The sequence below is a fragment of the Dietzia sp. CH92 genome, from assembly GCF_032248695.1.
Classification (GTDB): Bacteria; Actinomycetota; Actinomycetes; order Mycobacteriales; family Mycobacteriaceae; genus Dietzia.
In genome coordinates this window covers 584,258-607,269 of the sequence record NZ_JAVHXC010000002.1, presented here as the reverse complement: position 1 = coordinate 607,269, position 23,012 = coordinate 584,258, and the positions used below count along the sequence as shown (strand labels likewise).

The following is a 23,012-nucleotide window of genomic DNA, read 5'->3' as shown; positions in this document are numbered from 1 at the left end:
AGGGCACCCCAGGTCAGGGCCGCGGGATCAGGATCCGCGGTAGGTGCTGTACCCGTGCGGCGACAGGATGAGCGGGATGTGGTGGTGCGCCGCCGGATCCGCGACCTGGAAGCACACGACCGCCTCCGGGTAGAAGCCCGTCCCGCCGCGGGAGAGCTGGTACGCGCCGGTGTCGAAGGTCATCCGGTAGACCCCGGCCGGAACCGCCACGCGGTTGAGGTCGGGGCCGCGGCCGTCGTCGTCGGTGACGCCGGCGGCGAGCACGGTCCCCGAGTCGTCGGCCAGCGAGTAGGCGAGCCCGGCGGCCGGCGTGCCCGTGGCGGTGTCCAGGACGTGGGTGCTGATCGACATCAGAGCGAGCCCTCTTCTATTAGGCGGTCCAGGCGGAGTGCGTTGATGCGAGCCAGGTGCTCGCGGGTCTCCACGAGGTCGGCCTCCGGTGACAATGCCATCCGGCGGTCGATCTCGGCGAGCACCTCACCGGCGGTCAGGCCCGTCGCGCACACCAGGAAACCGCGGCCGAACCGCTCGGCGTAGCGGGCCTGGCCCTCGGCCAGGAGACGGGCCGTCTCGGCGTCCGCGCGGGCGGCGGCGCTCTGCTCGCGGGCCGACGCCTCGCTCACCGGCCCTCGCGCCCCGATGGGTGGGTGCGCGTCGACCGCGGCGATCACCTCGTCGTCGTCCTGACCCTCCAGCGCCTCCCGCGCGGCGGCGTGCAGTGCGCTGACGGTGGGGAACGGGCGGGCGGCGACGATCGCGCTCGCCCACGCCTCCGACCCGGACAGCGCGGTGAGGATCGCGGTGAGGGGGCTGGCGTCGGCCGCGTTGAGGCCGGTCAGGCCCGGCGCGATCCGGGGGCCGTCGGCGGGGGAGTCGGTCGTCATGGTGCTCCGTTCTCGCCGCGGATCAGGTCCGCGGCACGCTCTGCGATCGCCACGGTGGGCGCCTGGGTGTTGCAGGTGGGGATGGTGGGCATGACGGAGGCGTCGGCCACCCACACCCCGTCGAGGCCGCGGACCCGCAGCCCGGGATCGACCACGGCCAGCTCGTCGGTGCCGATCCGGGCCGTGCCGGAGCCGTGGAAGAAGGACCCGACGTTCTCGCGCACGAACCGGGTCTTGGCCGCGGTGTCCAGGCCGGCGGCCGGGGTGATCGGGCCCTCGGCCAGCTCGGCGTACGCGGAGGTCGCCACGAGGTCCTGTACGGCGTCCACCGCCTCGACCATCGTGGCGAGGTCGGTGGGGTCGGCCAGGTAGTTCGGGTGGAAGTCCGCGGGCGCGGTGGGGTCGGCCGAACGGACGCGCACCCAGCCGACGCTGCGGGAGCGGTACAGGCCCGGGACCAGGGCGAAGATCCGGTTGCCGGTGAGATCGTGGGCGGCGCGCAGGGCCTCGTCGCCGCGGGAGCCGTGGGCCACCACCGTGTGCAGGTCGGGCCCGTCCTCGGCGTACGAACTGCGCCAGTTGACCATGGTGCCGCCGCCGTTGCCGACCACCGGACCGAGGTCCGCCCGGGCGCGGAAGTTCATCCCCAGGATGAGCGGGTGGTCCTGGAAGTTCTCGCCCACGCCGGGCAGCGGGTGCCGCACCTCGATGCCCGCGGACGTCAGGTGGCCGGGATCGCCGATGCCGGAGAGCTGCAGCAGGCGCGGGGTGTCCAGCGCGCCGGCGGCCAGGACCACTTGGTCGGTGAGGGTGTCGACGGGCCGGCCGTCGACGAGGTGCCGCACGCCGGTGACCGTCGTGCCGGACAGCAGCAGCGCGTGGACGGGGGAGTCCACCAGCACGTCGAGGGTGGGGCGGTGCAGGGCCGGCTCGAGGTGAGCGCGGGCGGTGCTCCAGCGCTCGAACCCGCCGTCGGGGCCGGTCACGGCGTTGTAGTCGGCGTAGACGGCGCCCTCGTTGGAGGCGGCGTTGGCGTCGTCGAGCACCGGCAGTCCGCGCTCGGCCGCGGCGTCGACCAACGCGTGCGCGATCGGGTGGACCCGCGCCAGCGGTGAGACCCGGACCGGGCCGTCGAGGCCGCGGAAGGCGGGGTCGCCGCCCGGGCGCGCCTCCGACCGGCGGAAGTACGGCAGCAGGTCGTCGAACCCCCAGCCGGTGGCGCCGTCGCGGGCCCAGGCGTCGTAGTCGGCGCGATGACCGCGGTACCAGAGCATCGCGTTGGTCGACGACGACCCGCCCAGCACCTTGCCGCGGGGCATCGCGATGGACCGCCCCAGGACGTGCTCGGTCGGGCGGGAGCGGTACCCGTGGTCGTAGGGCCCGCCGATCAGCGCGTCCCACCGCGCGGCCTCGAGGATCTCCCGCACCCCGCGGTGATCGGGCCCGGCCTCGATGAGCAGGACCCGGCGGTCCGGGTCCTCGGTCAGGCGCGCGGCCAGCACGCAGCCGGCCGCGCCGCCGCCCACCACGACGAGGTCGTAGTGGGCGGCCGGGGCGGTGACGACGCCCATCAGTTGTGCTCGCTCGGACCCATGATGGAGATGCCCTCGGTGGCCTCCACGTGGCGGACGAAGATGTACTTGTCCTCGCGGCCGTCGGAGTGCTTGCGGCGGATGCCGGGCTCGAGGATCCCGTCGGTCTTGGCCACCACCAGGTAGGGCTCGGTCGCGGCGAGGCCGGCGGCGCAGTGGGCGTCGAACTCCTCGAGCGTGTGCGCGGTGTAGGCGTGGGTGATGCCGGCGCCGCGGGCGATGCCGGCCAGGTCCACGCGGCCGGCGGCCGTGTGGGTGGCCGGGCCGCCGATGGACTGGTACTGCTCGTTGTCCCAGACGACGATGAAGAGGTTCTCCGGCTGCTCGTTGGCGACCGTGGCCAGGGCCCCCAGGTTGAACAGCAGCCCGCCGTCGGTGTCCAGGGAGACGATCTGCCGGTGCGGCAGCCCGACGGCCAGCCCCAGTGCCTCGGGGGTCACGCAGCCGAGCTGCTGCTGGAACAGGCTCGCTTCGCGCATGTGGGGTGCGGCGTTGTACCACTCGTCGACGGCGCCGCCGAGGGAGAGGATGACCAGTTCGTCCTGCAGGCGGGCCGCGAGGAGCGTCATGGCCTGGAATCGGGAGTAGCGGGGGTAGCTCATGTGGTTCCTTTCCGTGCTTTCCGGGTGCTCAGCGGACCAGGTCGCCGGCGAGGACGATCGCGGTGTGGTGGTACGAGGCGTAGGCGGTGTCGTAGGCGCGGACGATCGCGGTCTCGATCTCCTCGACCGAGCGCACGATCGTGTACGGGGTGCGCAGCGTCTGTAGGAGGGGCTCCATGGTGATCCCGTGGGGGATCGCCCACCAGTTGTTCTCGCCCATCTCGCCGCGGTAGCTCATGATCATCACGACCGGGATCCCGGCGCCCAGGCCCAGGCGGGCCAGGTGCTCGGTGGCCGCGCGCAGCCCCGAGTTCTCCATCACCAGGACCGCGCGCTTGCCGGAGAGGAACACCCCGCCGGCCAGGGCCGCGCCCTCGCCCTCGTTGGTGACGGGGATGGTGCGGATGTCGGGGTCGGCGTCCAGGGCCGGGTACAGCTCCTTGAGCAGGGAGTCGGGCAGGTAGGTCGCGATGCTGACCCCGGCCTTCTTCAGACCGCTCAACACTGCCTCCACGGCGTCGGCTCTCATGGTGTCGTCTCCTTCTCGGGGGGGGGGTGTGGCATCAGGGGGGCGGGCGGCTCAGACCAGGGCCACGACGGTCTTGGTCTCGAGGTAGTTCTCCAGGCCCTGCGCTCCGTTCTCGTATCCCCAGCCCGATTCCTTGTGGCCGCCCTTGGGCAGCTCCGGGCCGAGGAACGAGTGGCAGTTGATCCAGACGGTGCCGGCCTGGAGGCGGGCGGCCAGGCGGTGCGCGGCGCTCAGGCCCTCGGTCCACACGCTGGCGGCCAGGCCGTAGCGGGAGTCGTTGGCCCAGCCGAGCACCTCGTCGACGTCGTCGAACGGGGTCACCACCGCGACCGGGCCGAACACCTCCTCGCGCATGAGGCGCATGTCGGCGCGCACGTCGGTCACCACGGTGGGGGAGTAGAACGTGCCGGTCGGGCCGGACAGCTCGCCGCCGCTGACCACGGTCGCGCCCTGCTGACGGCCCTCGTCGATGAACTGCGCCACCCGCCGGGCCTGCACGTCGCTGACCAGCGGGCCCAGGTCGGCGGCGGAGTCGAGCCCGTGGCCCAGGGTGAGCCCGCGGCCGAAGGCGGCCATGCCGTCGACGAGCTCGAGGTAGACGCTGCGATGGGCGTAGACGCGGGCGCTGGCCACGCAGACCTGGCCGCCGTTGTCGAAGATCCCGCGGGAGATGCCCTCCACCGCGGCGGCGAGGTCCGCGTCCGGCATCACCAGGGCGGGGGACTTGCCGCCCAGCTCGAGGGTGCACCGCTTGAGGTCCGTGGCGGCGGTGGCCACGAGCTTCTTGCCGACGGCGGTGGACCCGGTGAAGGCGATCTTGTCCACGCCGCGGTGCTCGGCGAGGGCCTGTCCGGTCTCGGCGCCCAGGCCGGTGACGATGTTGACCACGCCCGCCGGCACGCCCGCCTCCCGGAGCAGGCGGCCAAGGTACAGCGCGGTGAGCGAGGTGTTCTCCGCCGGCTTGAGCACGATCGTGCAGCCGGCGGCCAGCGCGGGCGCCAGCTTCATCGCGGCCATGATCAGCGGGGAGTTCCACGGCACGATCGCCGCGACCACCCCGACGGGCTCCCGGCGGGTGTAGGCGTGGACCTGCTTGCCCGGTGGGATCCGGCCCAGGGAGGTGGGGATGGTCTGACCGAGGATGCGGGTGGGCCAGCCGGCGTAGTAGCGGAACTGGTTGATCGCGGCCGGGACCTCGCCGAGCCGGGACGTGCGCAGGTTCTTGCCCTGGTCCAGGGTCTCGAGCTCGGCCAGGTCGTCGAGATGTTCGGTCATCACGTCGGCGATCCGCCACAGCAGGGCGCCACGGTCGGCGGGGGTCATCCGCGACCACTCGCCGTCCAGGGCGGTGCGGGCGGCGGTCACCGCCCGGTCCACATCGGTTGCGTCGCCCGCCGCGATCTCGGCCAGGTGCGCGCCGGAGGCGGGGTCGACGGTGGGGAAGGTGCCGCCGGAGGCGGAGTCCACCCACGCGCCGTCGATGAGCAGGCGGCCCGGGGAGTCGGCGAGGAAGGCGGCGACGCGGTCGCGGTAGGCCAGGGTCGGGATGTCGATGGTCATGTGGGCCTCGTGTCTGTCTGGGGGAGGGTGCGCGTGCTCAGGCGTGGAACAGGCCGCTCGGGTCGGCGTTGGCCTCGAGCCAGGCGGAGCGTCGCTCGAACAGTCCGGGGACCAGGGAGCGGACGCGGTCGATGAGTTCGGGCAGGTCGGCGTTGACGAGCTGGCCGTCGCGCACCACGATCTCGCCGGCGACCATCGTCAGGTCCACGTCCGAGCCGCGGACGGCGTGGACGAGGTTGTGGTGGATGTTGGGGTAGGCACCGTCGGTGAGCAGCGGCGTCATCCGCGGGGTGTCGGTGCGCACGGCGATGAGGTCGGCCGCGCGACCCGGGGTGATGGCCCCGAGCTGGTCACCGCGGCCGATCGCCGCCGCCCCGCCCCGGGTGGCCATCTGCAGGACCTGCCAGGAGTCCATGGCGGCGGCGTCCATCGTGCGCAGCTTGCCGAGCAGGGAGGCGACCTTCATCTCCTCGAACATGTCGAGGTTGTTGTTCTCCTTCTCTCCGTCGGTACCGATGCCGACGTTGACCCCCGCGGCCAGCATGTCGGCCACGGGCGCCATGCCGCTGGCGAGCTTCATGTTGGAGACGGGGTTGTGGGACACGCCCACCCCGCGGGCGGCGATGAGCTCCACCTCGGACTGGTCCAGCCACACGGCGTGCGCGATGAGGGCGTGAGGGGTGTCGAAGAACCCGAGCTCGTCCAGCGCGAACATGGGACGGGCGCCGTAGGCGGACAGGAAGTCGGCGACCTCGATCTCCGATTCGCTGCAGTGTGTGTAGATCCCCGTGTCGTAGTCGCGGGCCATGGCGATCGCGCGCTGCTGGCCTGCGGCGTCGGTGTAGAACGGGTGCTCGAGGCCGACCCACGGCATGATGCGGCCGCCGGCGGCGCCCGTCCACTCCCGGAGCATCCGCTCGTTGTCGTCCAGGGTGTCGAAGTAGTCGAAGTCCGGGTGTTCGCCCACGTAGTTGACGGTCACCAGGCGGTTGCCGAGGGAGGACGCCGCCCGCGCCGCGCCGTCCATGTACCGCCACATGTCGACGACGGTGGTGGTGCCGGCGAGCAGGCCCTCGGCGTAACAGAGCCACGCGGCGGCCTCGGCCTCCTCGGGGCGCAGGACGCGGTGCATGGGGTCGATGTGCAGGCGCAGCCACTCCCACACCGGGAGGTGTTCGGCGGTGCCGCGCAGCATGCCCGAGTGGTGGTGGGCGTTGATCAGGCCCGGCATGACCAGGCGGTCGGGGAGGTCGATCCGCTGCGTGCCGGGGTGTGCGGCCGCGAGTTCGGCCGGGTCCCCGAGGGCGGTGATCACGCCGCCCTCGACGAGGACGGCGGTCCCGGTGAGGATCGTGAGGTCGTCGTCCATCGTCACGACCATGTCGGGGACGAGGAGCTGGGATACGGCCATGTCTGACTCTCTTCTGTCGGCTGCTGCCGATAGTAGGAGTCAATCATTTATTGCATGTGGCAATAATATTACGGCGGTGTTGCGCGGTCGCCGACGTAGACGAGGATGATGCGCACGGGGTCGTCGCCGACCACTGACCAGCGGTTTCGCAGGCCCCCGGGGTGGGTGAGGGCGTCCCCTGGGCCCAGTTCGTAGGGCTCGGCGCCCTCGAGGTCCACCGCGATGGTGCCCTCGAGGACGTAGACGCACAGCTCGCCGTCGGACTCGAACCAGTCACCGAGGTACTGGCCCGGCAGGATGCGGTACTCCTGCACGTTGGCCAGGCCCTTGCTCACCACGCGGGTGGTCCCGGCGTTGTCCTTCTCGCTGACGGGGACCCAGGTGGCCTCGGCGGCGCGGGACAGGTGCACGGGGGCCGGGTCCGGCTCGGCGGGCAACAGCTCCGCGGGCGAGATGCCGAGCACCTTGGCGATCCGGTACAGCGTGGCCAGTGACGGCATGGTCTGGCCGGACTCGATCTGGGACAGGAAGGGCTGGCTCATCTCGGCGGCGGAGGCGAGGGCGCGCATCGAGAGCTTGGCGGCGGTGCGGGCCTCGCGGATCGCGCGGCCCAGGGACGCGCTGATGAGTGGCTCGACCGGGACGTCGCCGGCGCGGCGGGAGGAGTTCGGCACCCGACGACCATAACCGGCGGGATCGGCGCCCGGCGGCCCGGAAACGCGCCCGTAACGCGATTGATGCGAGCTAATAAATATTGCTGCCTACGATCACGGTCACAACGGACCACCCCTCCACCCACCTCAGGGAGCACCCATGTCGCTACCGACGATTCCGCAGGCGCAGACCGCCGCCGGCCGTGCGCCGCTGCCGCTGCCGCGCGCGCTGACGTTCACCCCCGACGACTGGCGGATCCTCACCCGGTACTGGTACCCGGTCGCCCTGTCCTCCGAGGTCACCGGCGGGCCGTTCGGGGCGACCCTGCTCGACGTGCCGCTGGTGATCTACCGGGTGGGCGGCGAGGGCCCCGGCGCCGGCGCGCTGGTCGTGGCCGACGACCTGTGTCCCCACCGCGGGACCAAGCTGAGCCTGGGGCAGGACCAGGGCGACGGAGAGGGGATCCGCTGCCCGTACCACGGCCTGCGCTTCGGGGCGGCGGGGAGATGCACCGCGATCCCCGCCCACCCGGACGGCGCGATCCCGGAGCGGATGCATCTGAGGACCTACCCGGCCGTGGAACGGTACGGCCTGGTGTGGACCTGCCTCGCGGCCGAACCCGGCGACGAGCCCCAGATCCCGGCCGTCCCGCACTGGGACGACGCCGGGTTCCAGCAGATCAACTGCCCGTGGATCGACATCGAGGCCTTCGCCGGCCGCCAGATCGAGGGCTTCCTCGACGTGGGCCACTTCGCCTTTGTCCACCACGAGACCTTTGCCGATCCCGGGAACCAGGTGGTCCCCGAGTACATGCCGGTGCCCACCGCGGACGGGTTCGAGGCCGAGTACTGGTCCACCGTGTCCAACCTGCCGGCCGGCACCACCCTCGAGGTCCCCGAAGACTTCCTGTGGCTGCGGCACTACCGCCTCCACGTCCCGTTCACCGGCAGCCTGGTGGTGTACTTCCCGGGCGACATCCGCCTGAGCCTGATGAACGCCGCCTCGCCGGTCTCGGCCACCAGGACGCGGTTGTTCGACGCCCGCTGCCGCAATTTCGACACCGATCAACCACTGCAGGAGGTCTACGACTTCAACCTGCAGGTCTTCAACGAGGACCGCCGCGTGGTGGAACAGCAGAAACCGGAGAACCTGCCGCTGGACCCGGCCCTCGAGGTCCACATCCCCGCCGACCGGTCCTCGATCGCCTACCGCCGGGCCCTGAGCGCCGCCGGCCTGTCCGAGTTCTTCACCGCATGACCGCGCCGCGCACCCTCGACGTGGTGGTCCACGCCCTCACCCCGGACGGCGAGGGGGTTCTCCTGGTGGACCTGCGCCCGGCCGACGCCGGGACGGTGCTGCCGCCGTTCGACGCCGGGGCCCACATCGACCTCCACCTGGGCGGGCTGATCCGGCAGTACTCCCTGGTCGGCGCAGCCGACGAGCGCGATCGCTACCTCGTCGCGGTCCTGCGCGACCCCGACGGCCGGGGCGGGTCGGCCGCCGTCCACCGCCTGGCCGTGGGGGACCGCCTCGCGATCTCGCCACCCCGGAACGCCTTCCGCCCGGACCCCGACGCCGACCACAGCATCCTCATCGCCGGGGGCATCGGCGTCACCCCGCTCGTGTCGATGGCCGAGACCCTGCACCGCCGCGGCGACTCGTTCGAGCTGCACGTCTACACGCGCACCCCGCAGAGCCTGCCTCTACAGAGGCACCTCGACTCGCGGCCGTGGCGGGACCGGGTGATGCTGCACTTCAGCGCACACGGAGACGGGTTCCGGGGGCGCGCGCAGACCGTGATCCCCCGACCCCGACCCGGCCGCGCGCTGTACCTGTGCGGGCCGCTGGGCATGATCGCCTCCGCGACGGGCTGCGCCTCCGCCCTGGAGTGGCCCCGGGACTCGGTCCGCGCCGAACAGTTCGGCCGGGTCCGGTCGGTGGAGGCACCGGGGGAGGCGTTCACCGTGGTGGTGGCCTCCACGGGGCGGGAGCTGCCCGTCGCGCCGGACGAGACGATCGCCGAGGCCCTGCGCCGCGGCGGCGTGGAGACGACGCTCGCCTGCGAGCAGGGGATCTGCGGGGCCTGCCTCACCCCGGTCCTCGCCGGCGTCCCCGATCACCGCGACGAGGTCCAGTCGGCCGCGCAGCGGGAGGCGGGCTCGCTCATCACCGTGTGCTGCTCGCGGTCGCTCACCCCGACGCTGACCCTGGGGATCTGACCGGCCGACAACGCCGGCCGACAATGCCGGCCGACCTGCGGTGCCCTGCCGGCGGCGAGCAGGGCACCGCAGGTCAGGGGTGCCGCCGAGGTAGGTAACACAGCCGACACACGACGCCGCTAGCGTTCTGATCCGTCGACGCGACCGAGAGGACCCGCCCATGAAGCTCACCCCGCGCGAACTGGACAAGCTCACCCTGTTCACGGCCGCCGAGGTCGCGCGCCGCAGGCTCGAGCGCGGGGTGCTCCTCAACGTGCCGGAGGCCACCGCGCTCATCTCGTGGGAGATCGTCGAGCACGCCCGCGACGGCCGCACGGTCGCCGAGTGCATGAGCCTGGGCCGGCAGGTGCTGGACGCGGGCCAGGTGATGGACGGGGTGATCGAGCGGATCGCGATGATCCAGGTCGAGGCCACCTTCCCCGACGGCACCAAGCTCGTCACGGTGCACGACCCCATCGGGCCGGTGGAGCAGAGCGCATGAGCGGCCACGGCCACGCGCACGAGCACAGCCACGCGCACGACCACGCGCACGAGCACGGCCACGATCACGCACCCGGCCACGGCCACGCGCACACCGACCCGGCCACCGCCCGGGTCGTCCTGGCGCTGGGCCCGGAGTCCGAGCAGATGCCCGACCTGGGCATCCCGGCGGCGCGGCCCGGACGCGGGCTCGCCGACGCGGTGACGGGAACGGCCCGCTCGGAGTCGGGGGAGGCGGGCCTCGTCGTCGTCGTCCCCATGACGTTCGGACGCGCCCCCGCCATGGTCGCCGACTGCTCCCGGACGTTGCGCGACGTCCGCGCCCGCCTGGCGCATGGCGCCGACGGCACCGACCGCACCGGCGCGGTGGCGCTGGCCGCGCCGTTCGGCGACGCGACCATGCTGGTCAGCCGCCTGCGCGCGGCGCTGCGTCGGCACGAGGCGGCGTGTGCGGCGCTGGTGGTCAGCCGCGCGATCGACCCCTTCGCCGACGCCGAACTGTTCCGCCTGGCCCGTCTCGCGCGACAGTACGGGCGGCCGAGCCTGGTGGAGGTGGCGTTCCACGGCGGCGACGACCCCGACCCCGACCTGTCCGAGGGACTCGAACGCGTCCGGGCCCTGGGCGGCGGGGCGCCGGTGCTGCTCCCGGCGACCTTCGACCCCGCGCCGGTCACCGGCCTCGACCTGCCCGGCGAGGGTGCCCCCCTCATGGGACCGGCGGTGCTGCGCAGCGTGATCGACACCCGCGTCGCCGAGGCGGTTCACCGGTTCGACCACGGCGACGACGGCATCGACGCCGCGCTCGACGCCGAGGATGGCCACGGCTACGCGCACTCCCACGTCGCCGCCGACGGCACCGTCTACACCCACTCGCACTGACCCTCACGTGGACTGACCCCACCCGCGCTGACCCCTGAACGAGACCCCGAGGAGCCTGAATGTCCGGATCGGTGCACTACCTCTACGGCAGTGGAGACATCACGCTCGGCGCGGGCCGCGGCACGATCGAACTGCGCGTGACCAACACCGGTGACCGCGCCGTGCAGGTGGGCTCGCACTACCACTTCTTCGAGGCCAACCGGGAGCTGCGCTTCGACCGCCTCGCGGCGTACGGGCGTCACCTGGCGATCGGCGCCGGGCTGGCGGTGCGGTTCGAGCCCGGCCAGACCCGCACGGTGCGGCTGGTGGACTTCGCCGGCGCGCGCGTGTGTCACGGCTTCTCCGGCCTGGTCGACGGACCGCTCGACGACGCGGACGTGCGCGCGCGGGCGCTGCGGAGGATGCGCGAGCAGGGCTTTCTGCACGAGGAGCGGGAAGGGGACGACGACGACGAGGTGAGCCCGCCGCGCGACGCCGTGCCCGCCGACACGGTGCCCGGAGCCGAGGACCCGCCGACCGTGCTCCCGCGCGCGACCTACACGGACATCTACGGACCCACCGTCGGTGACCGGCTGCGGTTGGCGGACACGGTGCTGACGATCGAGGTGACGACCGATCACAACGCGGTGACCACCGACGGCAGCAGCGGCTACGGCGACGAGGCCGTGTACGGCGGCGGCAAGGCGATCCGCGACGGCATGGCGCAGGACCCGGCGGGCACCCGCGCCTCGGGCGCGCTCGACCTGGTGATCACCGGCGCGATCATCGTGGACGCGGTGTTGGGCGTGGTCAAGGGCGACATCGGGGTGCGCGACGGGCGGATCGTGGCCGTGGGCAAGGCCGGCAACCCGCACCTGCAGGACGGCGTGCACCCGGACCTGGTGATCGGCCCCGGCACCGAGGTCGTGGCGGGCGAGCACAAGATCGTCACCGCCGGCGGCGTGGACACCCACATCCACTACATCGCGCCCCAGCAGGTCGACGAGGCGTTGAGCAACGGCGTGACCACGTTGTTCGGCGGCGGCACCGGCCCGGCCGAGGGCACCAAGGGCACCACCTGCACGCCCGGCGCGTGGAACATCGGGCGGATGCTCCAGGCCGCCGACGGGCTGCCCGTGAACATCGGGATCCTGGGCAAGGGCAACACCTCGCAGCCGGAGTCGGCGGTCGAGCAGATCGTGGCCGGCGCCGCGGGGCTGAAGATCCACGAGGACTGGGGCACCACCCCCGCGGCGATCCGCTGCGTGCAGGAGGTGGCGGACGCCTACGACGTGCAGGTCGCGATCCACACCGACACCCTCAACGAGTCCGGCTTCTACGAGGACACCCGCGCCGCGCTGGGCGACTCGACCATCCACACCTTCCACTCCGAGGGCGCCGGCGGCGGCCACGCCCCCGACATCCTGCGGGTGTGCGGCGAGCCCAACGTGCTGCCCGCCTCGACCAACCCGACCCTGCCGTACACCGTGAACTCGGTGGACGAGCTGCTCGACATGGTGATGGTGTGCCACCACCTGTCGCACGACATCCCGGAGGACGTGAGCTTCGCCGACTCCCGGGTGCGCGCGGAGACGATCGCCGCCGAGACCGTGCTGCACGACGAGGGGATCATCTCCATCTTCTCATCGGACTCCCAGGCAATGGGCCGGATCGGGGAGTCGTGGCAGCGCGCGTTCCAGACCGCGCACCACTGCCGCGTCGAGCGGGGGCCGCTGCCGGAGGACAGCGACCGCAACGACAACGAGCGCGTCCTGCGCTACGTGGCCAAGATGACCATCAACCCGGCCATCGCCGCCGGCGTCGCCGACCACCTGGGCTCGATCGAACCGGGCAAGCTCGCGGACCTGGTGGTGTGGCCGGTGGAGTCGTTCGCGGCCAAGCCGTCGCTGGTGATCAAGGGCGGGATGATCGTGTGGGCGCCGATGGGCGACCCCAACGCCTCCCTGCCCACGCCGCAGCCGGTGATCTACCGCCCCATGTTCGGCGCGTACGGCGGGGCGCTGCAGTCCACGCGCGTCACCTTCCTGTCGGCCGCCGCGATCGAGGCGGGCGTGCCCGAGCAGCTGGGCCTGACCTCGCCGTGCCTGCCCGTGCGCGGCTGCCGCGGGATCGGCAAGAAGGACATGGTCCGCAACGACCGCTGCCCGACCATCGAGGTGGATCCCGAGACCTACGTCGTCACCGTCGACGGCGAGGTGGCCACCATCGCGCCCGCGACCTCGTTGCCGCTGGCCCAGCTCCACTACCTGGCGTGAGGGGCGGCGTGGGCGTGGGTGACGGGGTCAGGGGCGACGACGACGACGAGGTCCGCCGCCCTGCCGGCCGTGAGCAGGGCGCCGGTCGCGCGGACCTGTCGACGTTGCTGCTCGCGTTGCAGTTCACCGACTCCTCGTTCCCCTCGGGCATGTACACGCTCTCGCACGGGCTGGAGGGGCTGCGCGAATCGGGTGCGCTCGAACCCGCCGGGACGCTGAGTGTGGCCGAGGCCGTGCACGGGATCCTGCGCCACTCGGCCGGACCCGCGGACGCCACGGCCCTGGCCCTGGCGTGGGCGGCGACGCGGGAGTACGGCGGGCACGACCCCGCCCCGCTGCTCGCGGCGCTGACCCGCATCGACCAGCGCCTCCACGTCACCCGGCTGACACGCGAGTTCCGCGACGGCGCCACCCGCACGGGCAAGCAGGTGCTCGACCTGGCCGCTGAGCTGCTCGACGACCCGGTGCTCTCGGCGTGGAACGACCACGTCCGGGCCCGCCGGTCGCCGGGGTCGCAGTCGGTGGTCATGGGCGTCGTGTACGCCCGTGGCGGGCTGAGCCAGCGCGAGGCCGTCGCCGCGGACCTCACCGCCCTGGTGATCAGCCTGTCGGGTGCCGCACTGCGGCTGCGCCTGGCCGACCACCGCAGCGCCCAGGCCCTCGTCCGCGGGGCGGCCCCGGTGATCGCCGAGGTCGCCGACGCCGCCGTGGGCCGCACACTCGAGGAGCTGGGCGGGTTCGCGCCCGTGCTGGACCTGGCGTCCTGCCACCACGAGCGGGCCGAGGCGCGGCTGTTCGCGTCCTGATCGCAGCGCCGGGTCGCACCGGCTCTGACCTGCGGTGCCCTGAACGCGCCGAGCAGGGCACCGCAGGTCACGGCGATCCGCTGAGCGGGCCACCCGGCGGCGTGACGAGCGCGAGGGCCTACGCTGGCCCGCGTTCGCGACGAACCGGGAGGGCCTGTGAACGAGGACGCGGCTGGCTCCGGCGCGGGCCTGCATCCGGGGACCCCGCCGTACCGCCGCCTGCTGGCGGCGCTGTTCTTCATCGGCGTCGCCACGTTCGCCCAGCTCTACTCGCCGCAGGGGCTGCTTCCGCTGATCGCGGACGACCTCCGCGTCAGCCCCGACCGGGCCGCGCTCATGATCTCCGCCGCGACCCTCGGGGTGGCGTTGGGCGTGATCCCGTGGTCGTACGTCGGCGACGCGGTGGGGCGCAAGCGCGCGATGCTCACCGCGATCGTGCTGGCCTGCCTGTGCGCGGCCCTGATCACGGTCATGCCCGGGTTCTGGTGGATGCTCGCCCTGCGGTTCGTCGAGGGCCTCATGCTGGGCGGTGTGCCCGCCCTGGCCGTGGCGTACCTCAGCGAGGAGGTGAGCCCGAAGGTCGCCGCGATCGCCGCGGGCACCTATGTGTCCGGCACGACCGTCGGCGGCCTCGCCGGCCGGATCATCGCCGCGCCCGTCGGCCAGGCGGTCGGCTGGGAGCTCGGGATGCTCACGGTCACGGGCCTCGCGGTGTTCTGCGTGCTCGTCTTCCTGCGCACCGCACCGCGCGCCCAGAACTTCACCCCGCGCGTGACCCGGCTGGGGGAGGCGATGGCCGCGCTGCTGGGCAACCTGCGGTCGCCGACGCTGTGGGTGATCTACCTGCAGGGCTGCCTCACCATGGGCGGGTTCGTGGCCGTGTACAACTTCCTCGGCTTCCGCCTGGCGGACCCGCCGTTCTCCCTGCCCATCTGGCTGGTGTCCTTCATCTTCCTGGCCTACCTCGCCGGGACCGTCTCGGCGCCCCGGGCCGGAGTGCTGGCCTCCCGCTTCGGCCGCAAGCCGGTGCTCATCGCGGGGAATCTCACCATGATGGCCGGCACCGCGCTCACCCTGGTCGCCGACCTGTGGGTGATCGTCGCCGGCACGGTGATCCTCACGGTGGGGTTCTTCGCCGCGCACGCCGTGGCCTCGGGCTGGGCGGGGTCGGCGGCGGTGGCGGGGCGCTCCCAGTCCTCGTCGCTGTACAACCTGGGCTACTACGGCGGGTCGTCGCTGTTCGGGTTCGCGGGCGGGATCTTCCTGCACGTGGCGGGATGGCCGGGCACCGTGGCGATGGTGCTGGGCCTGGGCGCCGCCGCGACCCTGCTCGCCGCGCTGGTCCTGCCGAGGAACTAGGGCGGCGTGGCGCTCGCCGCGAAGCGGGGGACACCGGAATCGTGCGCAACAGAACCGAAACACGACTGCGTTAGCGTTCCGCCCATGGCGAAGGCACAGCAGGTGTTGCGGATCGGGATCGGCGGGCCGGTGGGCTCCGGCAAGACGGCGCTCATCGAGGCACTGGTCCCCGAGCTGATCGCGCGGGGTCGCACCCCGGCCGTGATCACCAACGACATCTACACCCAGGAGGACGCCGAGCACGTCCGCCGCACCCTGGCCGGCGTGCTCGACCCGGCCCGAGTCGTGGGCGTGGAGACCGGCTCGTGCCCTCACACCGCGGTGCGCGATGACCCCACCATGAACCTCGCGGTGGGGGCGGAGATGCTCGAGGACCACCCCGATGTGGACACCCTGATCTTCGAATCCGGCGGGGACAACCTCACGCTGACATTCTCTCCCGCGCTGGTGGACCTGTTCCTGTTCGTCCTCGACACCGCCGAGGGGGAGAAGATGCCCCGCAAGCGCGGACCGGGCATCACCGAGTGCGACCTGCTGGTGATCAACAAGATCGACATCGCCAAGTACGTCCGCTGCGACCTGCAGGTCATGTCCTCCGACGCCGACCGCGTCCGCTCGGGCAAGCCGGTCGCGCTCACCGACTGCCTGTCCGGGACCGGGATCGACGAGGTGCTGGACTACCTCGAGTCGCGCCGGGCGGACCTGCTGCCCGCGCAGTGAGCGCGCCGCGCGGCACCGGACGAGATATCGGCCCGGCGGGCGACCGGCTCACCCGCGCCGCCGACCCGGGGTTCGTGTGGCCCGTCGTCGCCGTCGGACCGCAGGCCGGGCCCGGCGCGTTGCCCGTCGGCTCGCCCGGCAAGGTCGGCGTCCTGGACCTGGACTTCCGGCGCGATCCCCGCGACCCGGCCGGGCGGACGGTGCTGGCCGACCGCTTCCAGAAGTCGCCGCTGCAGGTGATGCGGCCGCTGTACCTCGACCCGGCGATGCCCGGGATGCCCGTGGTGTTCGTCATGTCGACCGGCGGCGGGATCGTGGGCGGCGACCGGCTCGACATGGACATCCGGTTCGCCGAGGGTGCGCACGCGCTCGTCACCACCCAGGCCGCGAATCGCGTGCACCGCATGGACGTCGGCTACGCCACGCAGAACGTCGCCCTGCGGCTGGGCGACGGCGCGGTGTGCGAGTGGCTGCCCGACCCGCTCATCCCGTACGGCCGCAGCCGGTTCCAGCAGCGCCTGCGGGCCGAGGTGCCCGAGAGCGCGACGCTCATCGCCGCCGACATCCTCACCGCCGGCCGCGTGGCCCGCGGCGAGCTCTGGGATGTCGACGCCTGCGTCTCGACGGTCGAGATCGAGCGGCCCGGCGGCGTCCCGCTCGTCGTGGACACCACTCGTATTACCTGCGACGAGGCGGGCCATCCGCTCGTCACCGGCGACGCCGACGCGATCGGCACGCTGTTCGTGGTGGCCCCCGGCCCCGCCGATGCGCTCGCCGCGGTGATGCGACAGGCGGCCGACGGCGTCGTGGGCACGAGCGAGGGAGCCGCGGGCGCTGGGGCGGGGGTGCGCTGCGGCGTGAGCACCCTGCCCGACGGCTGCGGCGCGTGGCTGCGCGTGCTGGGGCGCGGGCAGGAGAACGTCGAGGGCACCGTGCGGGCGGTGTGGTCCGCGGCCCGCGTGCACCTGCTGGGCGCGCCCGCCGCGGACCTGCGCAAGAGCTGACTGGCGGGGAATCCGCGCCCGCGTCCTGACCCGCGCTCGCGCCCTGACCCGCGCTTGTGCCCGCGCCTCGGCGCCCGCGTCCGCGTTCTAGCCCGCGCTCGCGCTCACCTCCGGGCCCCGGCGGGCATTTCGGCATCGCATGTGGCCCGAGGTGCGCTGCGACCGTGACCCGCGCTGCCTCGGTGGTCCACTGTCCCAGCGCAAGTGGGTCGCAACCGTGCACAGAGCCAGCGCGAGCCGAAAACGCAGCGCATCCGGGGCGAGGTGTGATGGCGAAATGCCCACCGCGCGCGGCAGACACCGGCGGAGACGCCGCCACCGCCGCAGCCCCCTCGGCCACCGGCCATCGCAGCCCGCGACAACCCGCCGCAGCCGCCGCAGCCCCCGGCCACCGCCGCGAGCCCGCGTCACACACCGGTTACACAACGCCGGTAGAGGCAACGGTGGCGAAACATCGGCGACTCAGCTGACTCACATGATGTCCATACCTTTATCCGCATCGCGCTTCGAGCCCCGCAGCCCGCGGGAGGCCTCGACAGCCGGTCAGTGAAGGTCAGGTCAATCACGTGAACTCCACCTCCCTCTCCTCCGGTCAGAGCCAGCGCCCGAGCCGAGCCCGGCGCCCGAGCCGCACCCGGCGCGCACTGGCCACCGCCGGGCTGGTCATCCTCGGCGCGGGCGCGCTCACCGCGTGCGGCAGCAAGACCAGCGACACCGCCGCGGCCGCCGCCGAATCCTGCGTCGACACCTCCGGGGACACCATCAAGGTCGGCTCGCTGCACTCCCTGTCCGGGACCATGGCCATCTCCGAGAAGACCGTGCGCGACTCGGTGGCCCTGGCGATCGAGCAGATCAACGCCGAGGGCGGCGTGCTGGGCAAGCAGATCGTGCCCGTGGTGGAGGACGGCGCCTCCGACCCCGCCGTGTTCGCCGAGAAGGCGCAGAAGCTCATCACCAGTGACTGCGTGGCCGCGATCTTCGGCGGCTGGACCTCCTCCTCGCGCAAGGCCATGCTGCCGGTGGTCGAGGACGCCAACGCGCTGCTGTACTACCCGGTGCAGTACGAGGGGCTCGAGGCCTCGGAGAACATCTTCTACACCGGCGCCACCACCAACCAGCAGATCGTCCCCGCCCTGGAGTACCTCAAGGAGCAGGGCGTGAAGTCCATGTACCTGGTGGGCTCGGACTACGTCTTCCCGCAGACCGCCAACCGCGTCATCAAGGCGTGGGCCGCGGCCAACGGGGTCGAGATCCTGGGCGAGGACTACACCCCGCTCGGCTCCACCGACTTCTCCACCATCGTCAACAAGGTCCGCACCGCCAACCCGGACGCCGTGTTCAACACGCTCAACGGCGACTCCAACGTGGCGTTCTTCCGCGAGTACTCCAACGCAGGCCTGTCGGCCGAGGACACCCCGGTGGTGAGCGTGTCGATCGCCGAGGAGGAGGTTCAGGGCATCGGTGCCTCGAACATCGAGGGCCAGCTCACCTCGTGGAACTACTACCAGACCAACTCCAGCCCCGAGAACACCGCGTTCGTCGAGGCGTTCAAGGCGAAGTACGGCGCGAACCGCGTCACCTCCGACCCGATGGAAGCCGCCTACACCTCCGTCTTCCTGTGGAAGAACACGGTCGAGAAGGCGAACTCCTTCGCCGTCGACGCCATTCAGGACGCCGCCGACGGCGTCACCTTCGACGCCCCCGAGGGCACCGTGACCATCAACGGCGACAACAACCACATCTCCAAGACCGCCATCGTCGGCGAGATCCGCCCCGACGGCCTGATCTACGAGGTGTGGACCTCCGGCGAGCCGATCGAGCCCGACCCGTTCCTCGAGACCTACGACTGGGCCGGCGAGCTGTCCGGCAACTGACCCCCGACCAGCCCGCCCCACAGCCCGCCCCACCTCACCCCGCTCCCGCCCGGCCCTGAACCGGGGCCGGGGGCGGGGGAGGGCGGGCCCCGGAGAAAGGAGCCGGTGTGGACATCCTCATCGGACAACTCGCGACCGGATTGAGCATCGGCTCCATCCTCCTGCTCGCCGCGCTCGGCCTGTCCCTGACGTTCGGACAGATGGGCGTCATCAACATGGCGCACGGCGAGTTCATCATGGCCGGCTGCTACACCGCCTACGTCGTGCAACAGATCATGGCCGCCTCCGGCGCCGGCCTCGCCCTGTCCCTGGTGCTGGGCTTCGTGGTGGGCGGCCTGCTCGGTGTGCTGCTCGAGGTGACGCTCATCCGCCGCCTCTACGCCCGTCCGCTGGACACCCTGCTGGTGACGTTCGGCGTGGGCCTGGTGCTGCAGCAGATCGCCCGCGACATCTGGGGCGCCCCCGCCGTCAACGTGGCGGTGCCCGACTTCCTGCGCGGCAGCGTCGAGCTGCTGGGCGCGTCCGTGCCGCTGACCCGCGTGTTCATCTTCGCCCTGGCGATCACGTGCGTCGCCGCCGTGATGGCCGCCATGAAGTTCACGCCCATGGGTCGGCGGATCCGCGCCGTCACCCTCAACCGTGACCTCGCCGAATCGTCCGGCATCAGCTCCCGCCGCACCGACATCACCACGTTCTTCATCGGCTCCGGTCTCGCCGGCGTGGCGGGCGTGGCGCTCACGCTCATCGGCTCGACCAGCCCCACGATCGGCCAGTCGTACCTGATCGACGCGTTCCTCGTGGTGGTCGTGGGCGGTCTGGGCCAGCTGCGGGGCGCCGTGATCGCCGCGTTCGCGCTGGGGGTCCTGCACTCGTTCTTCGAATACTCCACCACCGCCTCGGTGGCCAAGGTCCTCGTCTTTGTCGCCATCATCTTCTTCCTGCAGGTGCGACCGCAGGGCCTGTTCGCCGTCAAGACCAGGAGCCTGGCATGACCGACACCACCACTGCCCGTGCTGACGCGACGACCACCTCGTCGTCGTCGTCACCTACCGCGCCCACCACCCGCCCGCGCTGGCTGTTCTGGGCCGCCCTCGCGGCGGCCGCGCTGGTCATCTTCGGCCTGGCGCCCGCGCTGCTCAGCGACTTCCGCCTGAGCCTGTTGGCCAAGTTCTTCTGTTACGCGATCGTCGCCAGCGGCATCGGCCTGGCGTGGGGGCGCGGCGGGATGCTCACCCTGGGCCAGGGCGTGTACTTCGGCGTGGGCGCCTACGCGATGGCCATGTTCCTCAAGCTCTCGGACGCCCGCGAGCGCGGCGGCCCCGACGCCCTGCCCGACTTCATGCAGATCGCCGGTACGCGCGAGTTGCCCGGCTACTGGGTGCCGTTCGCCTCGCCCGGCTTCACGCTCGCGGTGATCCTGCTGGTGCCGCCGCTGCTGGCGTTCGGGTTCGGCTACCTGGTGTTCCACCGCAAGGTCAAGGGCGCCTACTTCGCGATCCTGTCGCAGGCCCTGGCCGCCGCGGCCGCGATCTTCCTGGTCAGCCGGCCCGAGCTGGGCGGCTCCAACGGCCTCAACCGCTTCACCGGGTTCTTCGGTTTCGCCCTGTCCGACCCGGCGAACCGGCGGATGCTGTACTTCCTCGCCGGCGGCGCGCTGCTGCTGGTGGTGCTGCTGGCGCGCCAGCTTATGACCTCCCGCTTCGGCGAGCTGCTCGTGGCGGTGCGCGATCAGGAGGAGCGCGTGCGGTTCCTGGGCTACGACCCGGCGCTGGTCAAGTCGTTCGCCTACGCGGTGGCCGCGTTCGCCGCCGGAATCGCGGGCGCGCTGTTCGTGCCGATCGTGGGGATCATCTCGCCGTCGGCGATCGGGATCGCGCCGTCGATCGCGTTCCTCATCGGCGTGGCGATCGGGGGCCGCGCGACGCTGCTCGGCCCGGTGTTGGGCGCGATCGGGGTGGCGTGGGCGCAGACCGCGTTCTCCGAGGCGTACCCCTCGCAGTGGACCTACCTGCAGGGCATCTTGTTCATCGTGGTGGTGGGGTTCCTGCCCGGCGGCCTGGCCTCGCTGTTCGTGGCGCGGCGCCGGCGCGCGAAGGCCCCGCGCCCGGTCGCGGCGGACGAGCCGGCCGGTGCGGCGTCGGGGGAGACGACGAGTACGACGACGAGTACGACGACGACGAGCTCCACCACCCCGGACCGACCCGCCACCGCCGGCGATGCGGAACCGTCTCCGGTCGCCGCTGCCACCGCCTCTGCTTCCCGCTCCGGTTCCGCTCACCCTTCTGAGGAGTCCCGATGACCCCCATGTCCGCCTTCGGTACCGGTGTCGCGCTCTCGGCGGGCACGCTCACCGGCTCGGAATTGTCCCCGCCCGGTGCCGGTGGGGCCCGGTCCCGCCCTGCGGGCCGTGAGCAGGGCGCCGGGGCGTACCTCGAGGTCCGGGATCTCACGGTGACGTTCGACGGCTTCCGGGCCGTGGACGGCGTGGACCTCACGCTCATCCAGGGTGACCTGCGGTTCCTCATCGGGCCGAACGGTGCCGGTAAGACGACCGTGGTGGATGCGATCACCGGGCTGGTGCCCGCCACCGGCCGCGTCGACAAGTCGGGGCAGCCGGTGTTGGGGCTCAAGACGCACAAGATCGCGCGGCTCGGCATCGGGCGTACGTTCCAGACGGCGTCGGTGTTCGAGGACCTCACCGTGGAGCAGAACCTGGACATCGCGGCCGGAGCGCACCGCGGTGTGCTCACCATGCTGCGCAGGCGTCGTGGCCGGGAGGACGGTGTGGCCGAGGCGCTGGCCACGATCGGGCTGGAGCACCTCGCCGACACCAAGGCCGGGGTGCTGGCGCACGGGCAGAAGCAGTGGCTGGAGATCGGGATGCTGCTGGTCCAGGACTGTGACGTCATGCTGCTCGACGAGCCGGTCGCCGGCATGGGCGCCGATGAGCGCCAGGCCACCGGCGAGCTCCTGCAGCGGATCGCCGCCGACCGCACCGTGGTGGTGGTGGAGCATGACATGGACTTCATGCGCGCCTTCGCCACCTCTGTCACCGTCCTGGCCGCCGGCAAGGTGCTGGCCGAGGGCACGGTCGCCGAGATCCAGGCCGACCCCAAGGTGCAGCAGGTCTACCTGGGCACCGCCGCCGCGACCGGCACCGAACTGGCCGCCACCGAGCCGGCCGCCACCGAGCCGGCCGCCACCGAGCCCACCATCAGCGAGGAGTCCCCCCGATGAGCGCTTCACTGTCGATGACCGGCGTCCGCGCGGGCTACGGCGGCTCGGAGGTCGTCCACGGCGTGGACCTCGAGGTCCCGGCCGGGGGAGTGGCCGCCATCCTCGGCCACAACGGCGCCGGCAAGACCACGCTGCTGCGCACCGCCGTGGGGTTGCTGCCGTGCAAGGGCGGCACCATCACCTTCGACGGCGAGGACATCACCCGCCTGCGTCCGCACGCGCGGGTGGCCCGCGGGATCGGCTACGTCCCGCAGGGGCAGCAGTCGTTCACCCAGCTCACCACGGCCGAGAACCTGCAGCTCGTCGCCGACGGTCGCAAGCGCGGCAAGGCGCTGATCGACGAGTCGCTGGATCTCTTCCCGGCCCTGCGCGAGCTGCTCGACCGCAAGGCCGGCCTCCTCTCCGGCGGTCAGCGCCAGCAGCTGGCGATCGCCCGGACGCTCATCACCGAGCCGCGGATGCTGGTGCTGGACGAGCCCACCGAGGGCATCCAGCCCAATGTCGTCGCGGAGATCGAGCGCATCATCGTGGAGCTCGCCTCCCGCGGCGACCTCTCGGTGTTGCTGGTGGAGCAGCACGTCGGCTTCTCGCTGCGCGCGTCGGACGTCTACTACGTGATGGAGTCCGGGCGGATCTCGCACTCGGGCGCCTCCGATGACGCCGCCGCCGGGGCGGTGTCGGCCGCCCTGGCGATCTGACCTGCGGTGCCCTGACAGGGCCCTTCAGGGCACCGCAGGTCAGAGGCGTGCGAACCGCCGGGCCATGCCGTGTCCGACCCAGGCCGGAATCTGGCCGTGGAGCGTCCGAAACTGTGGTGTGCCCATTGCGAGAAATTGGCTTGACGATCGCAGTGGTGACACCAAAGTTCTCCGCCAGGTTCCGCACTGCCTCGCCCCATACCCGCATCTGCCCCGCCAGGCCCGCGTCAGCCCCGCGAGCCCCGCGTC

22 protein-coding genes are annotated in these 23,012 nt (G+C 72.3%); 14 read left to right on the top strand and 8 right to left on the bottom strand.

The window, feature by feature from the left end; genetic code table 11:
- Nucleotides 1–27: 27 nt before the first annotated feature.
- The 8 genes from uraH to RWK90_RS06175 form a co-directional block, all read right to left on the bottom strand.
- Nucleotides 28–351: a hydroxyisourate hydrolase gene (uraH, locus tag RWK90_RS06210; RefSeq protein ID WP_314035839.1), complete on the bottom strand. Its 324-nt coding sequence runs from the start codon at nucleotides 349–351 to the stop codon at nucleotides 28–30.
- Entirely contained in the window at nucleotides 351–884 is a 534-nt protein-coding gene (locus tag RWK90_RS06205; protein ID WP_314035837.1) for a 2-oxo-4-hydroxy-4-carboxy-5-ureidoimidazoline decarboxylase, read from the bottom strand. Before RWK90_RS06205 ends, uraH begins: the two co-directional genes overlap by 1 nt.
- Nucleotides 881–2,455 (bottom strand): GMC family oxidoreductase N-terminal domain-containing protein, encoded by a 1,575-nt coding sequence (locus RWK90_RS06200; RefSeq protein ID WP_314035835.1) that lies wholly within the window; start codon nucleotides 2,453–2,455, stop codon nucleotides 881–883. Before RWK90_RS06200 ends, RWK90_RS06205 begins: the two co-directional genes overlap by 4 nt.
- Nucleotides 2,455–3,078 carry a thiamine pyrophosphate-dependent enzyme gene (locus RWK90_RS06195; protein ID WP_314035833.1) on the bottom strand — a complete coding sequence of 208 codons (624 nt, stop codon included), beginning with the start codon at nucleotides 3,076–3,078 and terminating at the stop codon, nucleotides 2,455–2,457. The genes RWK90_RS06200 and RWK90_RS06195 overlap by 1 nt, the downstream gene beginning before the upstream one ends.
- Before the next feature lie 28 nt (nucleotides 3,079–3,106).
- Nucleotides 3,107–3,607, bottom strand: a complete 501-nt coding sequence (locus RWK90_RS06190; protein ID WP_314035831.1) for a thiamine pyrophosphate-binding protein — start codon at nucleotides 3,605–3,607, stop codon at nucleotides 3,107–3,109.
- Nucleotides 3,608–3,658: 51 nt separating this feature from the next.
- Nucleotides 3,659–5,167, bottom strand: a complete 1,509-nt coding sequence (locus tag RWK90_RS06185) for an aldehyde dehydrogenase family protein (RefSeq protein WP_314035829.1) — start codon at nucleotides 5,165–5,167, stop codon at nucleotides 3,659–3,661.
- 37 nt (nucleotides 5,168–5,204) lie between these two features.
- A complete protein-coding gene (locus RWK90_RS06180; protein ID WP_314035827.1) occupies nucleotides 5,205–6,578 on the bottom strand; it encodes an amidohydrolase in 1,374 nt (457 codons plus the stop codon).
- A gap of 68 nt (nucleotides 6,579–6,646) precedes the next feature.
- Nucleotides 6,647–7,252 carry a helix-turn-helix domain-containing protein gene (locus tag RWK90_RS06175; RefSeq protein WP_314035825.1) on the bottom strand — a complete coding sequence of 202 codons (606 nt, stop codon included), beginning with the start codon at nucleotides 7,250–7,252 and terminating at the stop codon, nucleotides 6,647–6,649.
- Nucleotides 7,253–7,391: 139 nt separating this feature from the next.
- Between RWK90_RS06175 and RWK90_RS06170 the strand changes: the two genes are divergently transcribed.
- The 14 genes from RWK90_RS06170 (at nucleotide 7,392) to urtE (ending at nucleotide 22,763) form a co-directional block, all read left to right on the top strand.
- Nucleotides 7,392–8,489 carry an aromatic ring-hydroxylating dioxygenase subunit alpha gene (locus tag RWK90_RS06170; RefSeq protein WP_314035823.1) on the top strand — a complete coding sequence of 366 codons (1,098 nt, stop codon included), beginning with the start codon at nucleotides 7,392–7,394 and terminating at the stop codon, nucleotides 8,487–8,489.
- Nucleotides 8,486–9,451, top strand: coding sequence for a PDR/VanB family oxidoreductase (locus tag RWK90_RS06165; protein ID WP_314035821.1), 966 nt, complete (start codon nucleotides 8,486–8,488; stop codon nucleotides 9,449–9,451). The genes RWK90_RS06170 and RWK90_RS06165 overlap by 4 nt, the downstream gene beginning before the upstream one ends.
- Nucleotides 9,452–9,611: 160 nt before the next feature.
- Nucleotides 9,612–9,932 carry an urease subunit gamma gene (locus RWK90_RS06160; RefSeq protein WP_314035819.1) on the top strand — a complete coding sequence of 107 codons (321 nt, stop codon included), beginning with the start codon at nucleotides 9,612–9,614 and terminating at the stop codon, nucleotides 9,930–9,932.
- Nucleotides 9,929–10,810 (top strand): hypothetical protein, encoded by an 882-nt coding sequence (locus RWK90_RS06155; RefSeq protein ID WP_314035817.1) that lies wholly within the window; start codon nucleotides 9,929–9,931, stop codon nucleotides 10,808–10,810. The genes RWK90_RS06160 and RWK90_RS06155 overlap by 4 nt, the downstream gene beginning before the upstream one ends.
- A gap of 59 nt (nucleotides 10,811–10,869) precedes the next feature.
- Nucleotides 10,870–13,065, top strand: coding sequence for an urease subunit alpha (ureC, locus tag RWK90_RS06150; protein WP_314035815.1), 2,196 nt, complete (start codon nucleotides 10,870–10,872; stop codon nucleotides 13,063–13,065).
- Nucleotides 13,062–13,871 (top strand): urease accessory UreF family protein, encoded by an 810-nt coding sequence (locus RWK90_RS06145; RefSeq protein WP_314035813.1) that lies wholly within the window; start codon nucleotides 13,062–13,064, stop codon nucleotides 13,869–13,871. Before ureC ends, RWK90_RS06145 begins: the two co-directional genes overlap by 4 nt.
- Before the next feature lie 156 nt (nucleotides 13,872–14,027).
- A complete protein-coding gene (locus RWK90_RS06140) occupies nucleotides 14,028–15,230 on the top strand; it encodes an MFS transporter (protein WP_314035811.1) in 1,203 nt (400 codons plus the stop codon).
- Nucleotides 15,231–15,314: 84 nt separating this feature from the next.
- Nucleotides 15,315–15,950: an urease accessory protein UreG gene (ureG, locus tag RWK90_RS06135; protein ID WP_314035809.1), complete on the top strand. Its 636-nt coding sequence runs from the start codon at nucleotides 15,315–15,317 to the stop codon at nucleotides 15,948–15,950.
- Nucleotides 15,947–16,954 carry an urease accessory protein UreD gene (locus RWK90_RS06130; RefSeq protein WP_314035807.1) on the top strand — a complete coding sequence of 336 codons (1,008 nt, stop codon included), beginning with the start codon at nucleotides 15,947–15,949 and terminating at the stop codon, nucleotides 16,952–16,954. Before ureG ends, RWK90_RS06130 begins: the two co-directional genes overlap by 4 nt.
- A gap of 644 nt (nucleotides 16,955–17,598) precedes the next feature.
- On the top strand, nucleotides 17,599–18,828 hold the full coding sequence (gene urtA, locus RWK90_RS06125) for an urea ABC transporter substrate-binding protein (protein ID WP_314035941.1): 1,230 nt from the start codon (nucleotides 17,599–17,601) through the stop codon (nucleotides 18,826–18,828).
- 107 nt (nucleotides 18,829–18,935) lie between these two features.
- Nucleotides 18,936–19,820, top strand: coding sequence for an urea ABC transporter permease subunit UrtB (urtB, locus tag RWK90_RS06120; RefSeq protein ID WP_314035805.1), 885 nt, complete (start codon nucleotides 18,936–18,938; stop codon nucleotides 19,818–19,820).
- Nucleotides 19,817–21,127, top strand: a complete 1,311-nt coding sequence (urtC, locus tag RWK90_RS06115; protein WP_314035803.1) for an urea ABC transporter permease subunit UrtC — start codon at nucleotides 19,817–19,819, stop codon at nucleotides 21,125–21,127. Before urtB ends, urtC begins: the two co-directional genes overlap by 4 nt.
- Nucleotides 21,124–22,065: an urea ABC transporter ATP-binding protein UrtD gene (gene urtD, locus RWK90_RS06110; RefSeq protein WP_314035801.1), complete on the top strand. Its 942-nt coding sequence runs from the start codon at nucleotides 21,124–21,126 to the stop codon at nucleotides 22,063–22,065. Before urtC ends, urtD begins: the two co-directional genes overlap by 4 nt.
- The gene (gene urtE, locus RWK90_RS06105; protein WP_314035799.1) at nucleotides 22,062–22,763 is read left to right on the top strand and encodes an urea ABC transporter ATP-binding subunit UrtE; all 702 of its coding nucleotides are present in this window, start codon (nucleotides 22,062–22,064) and stop codon (nucleotides 22,761–22,763) included. Before urtD ends, urtE begins: the two co-directional genes overlap by 4 nt.
- The last annotated feature ends 249 nt before the right edge of the window (nucleotides 22,764–23,012 follow it).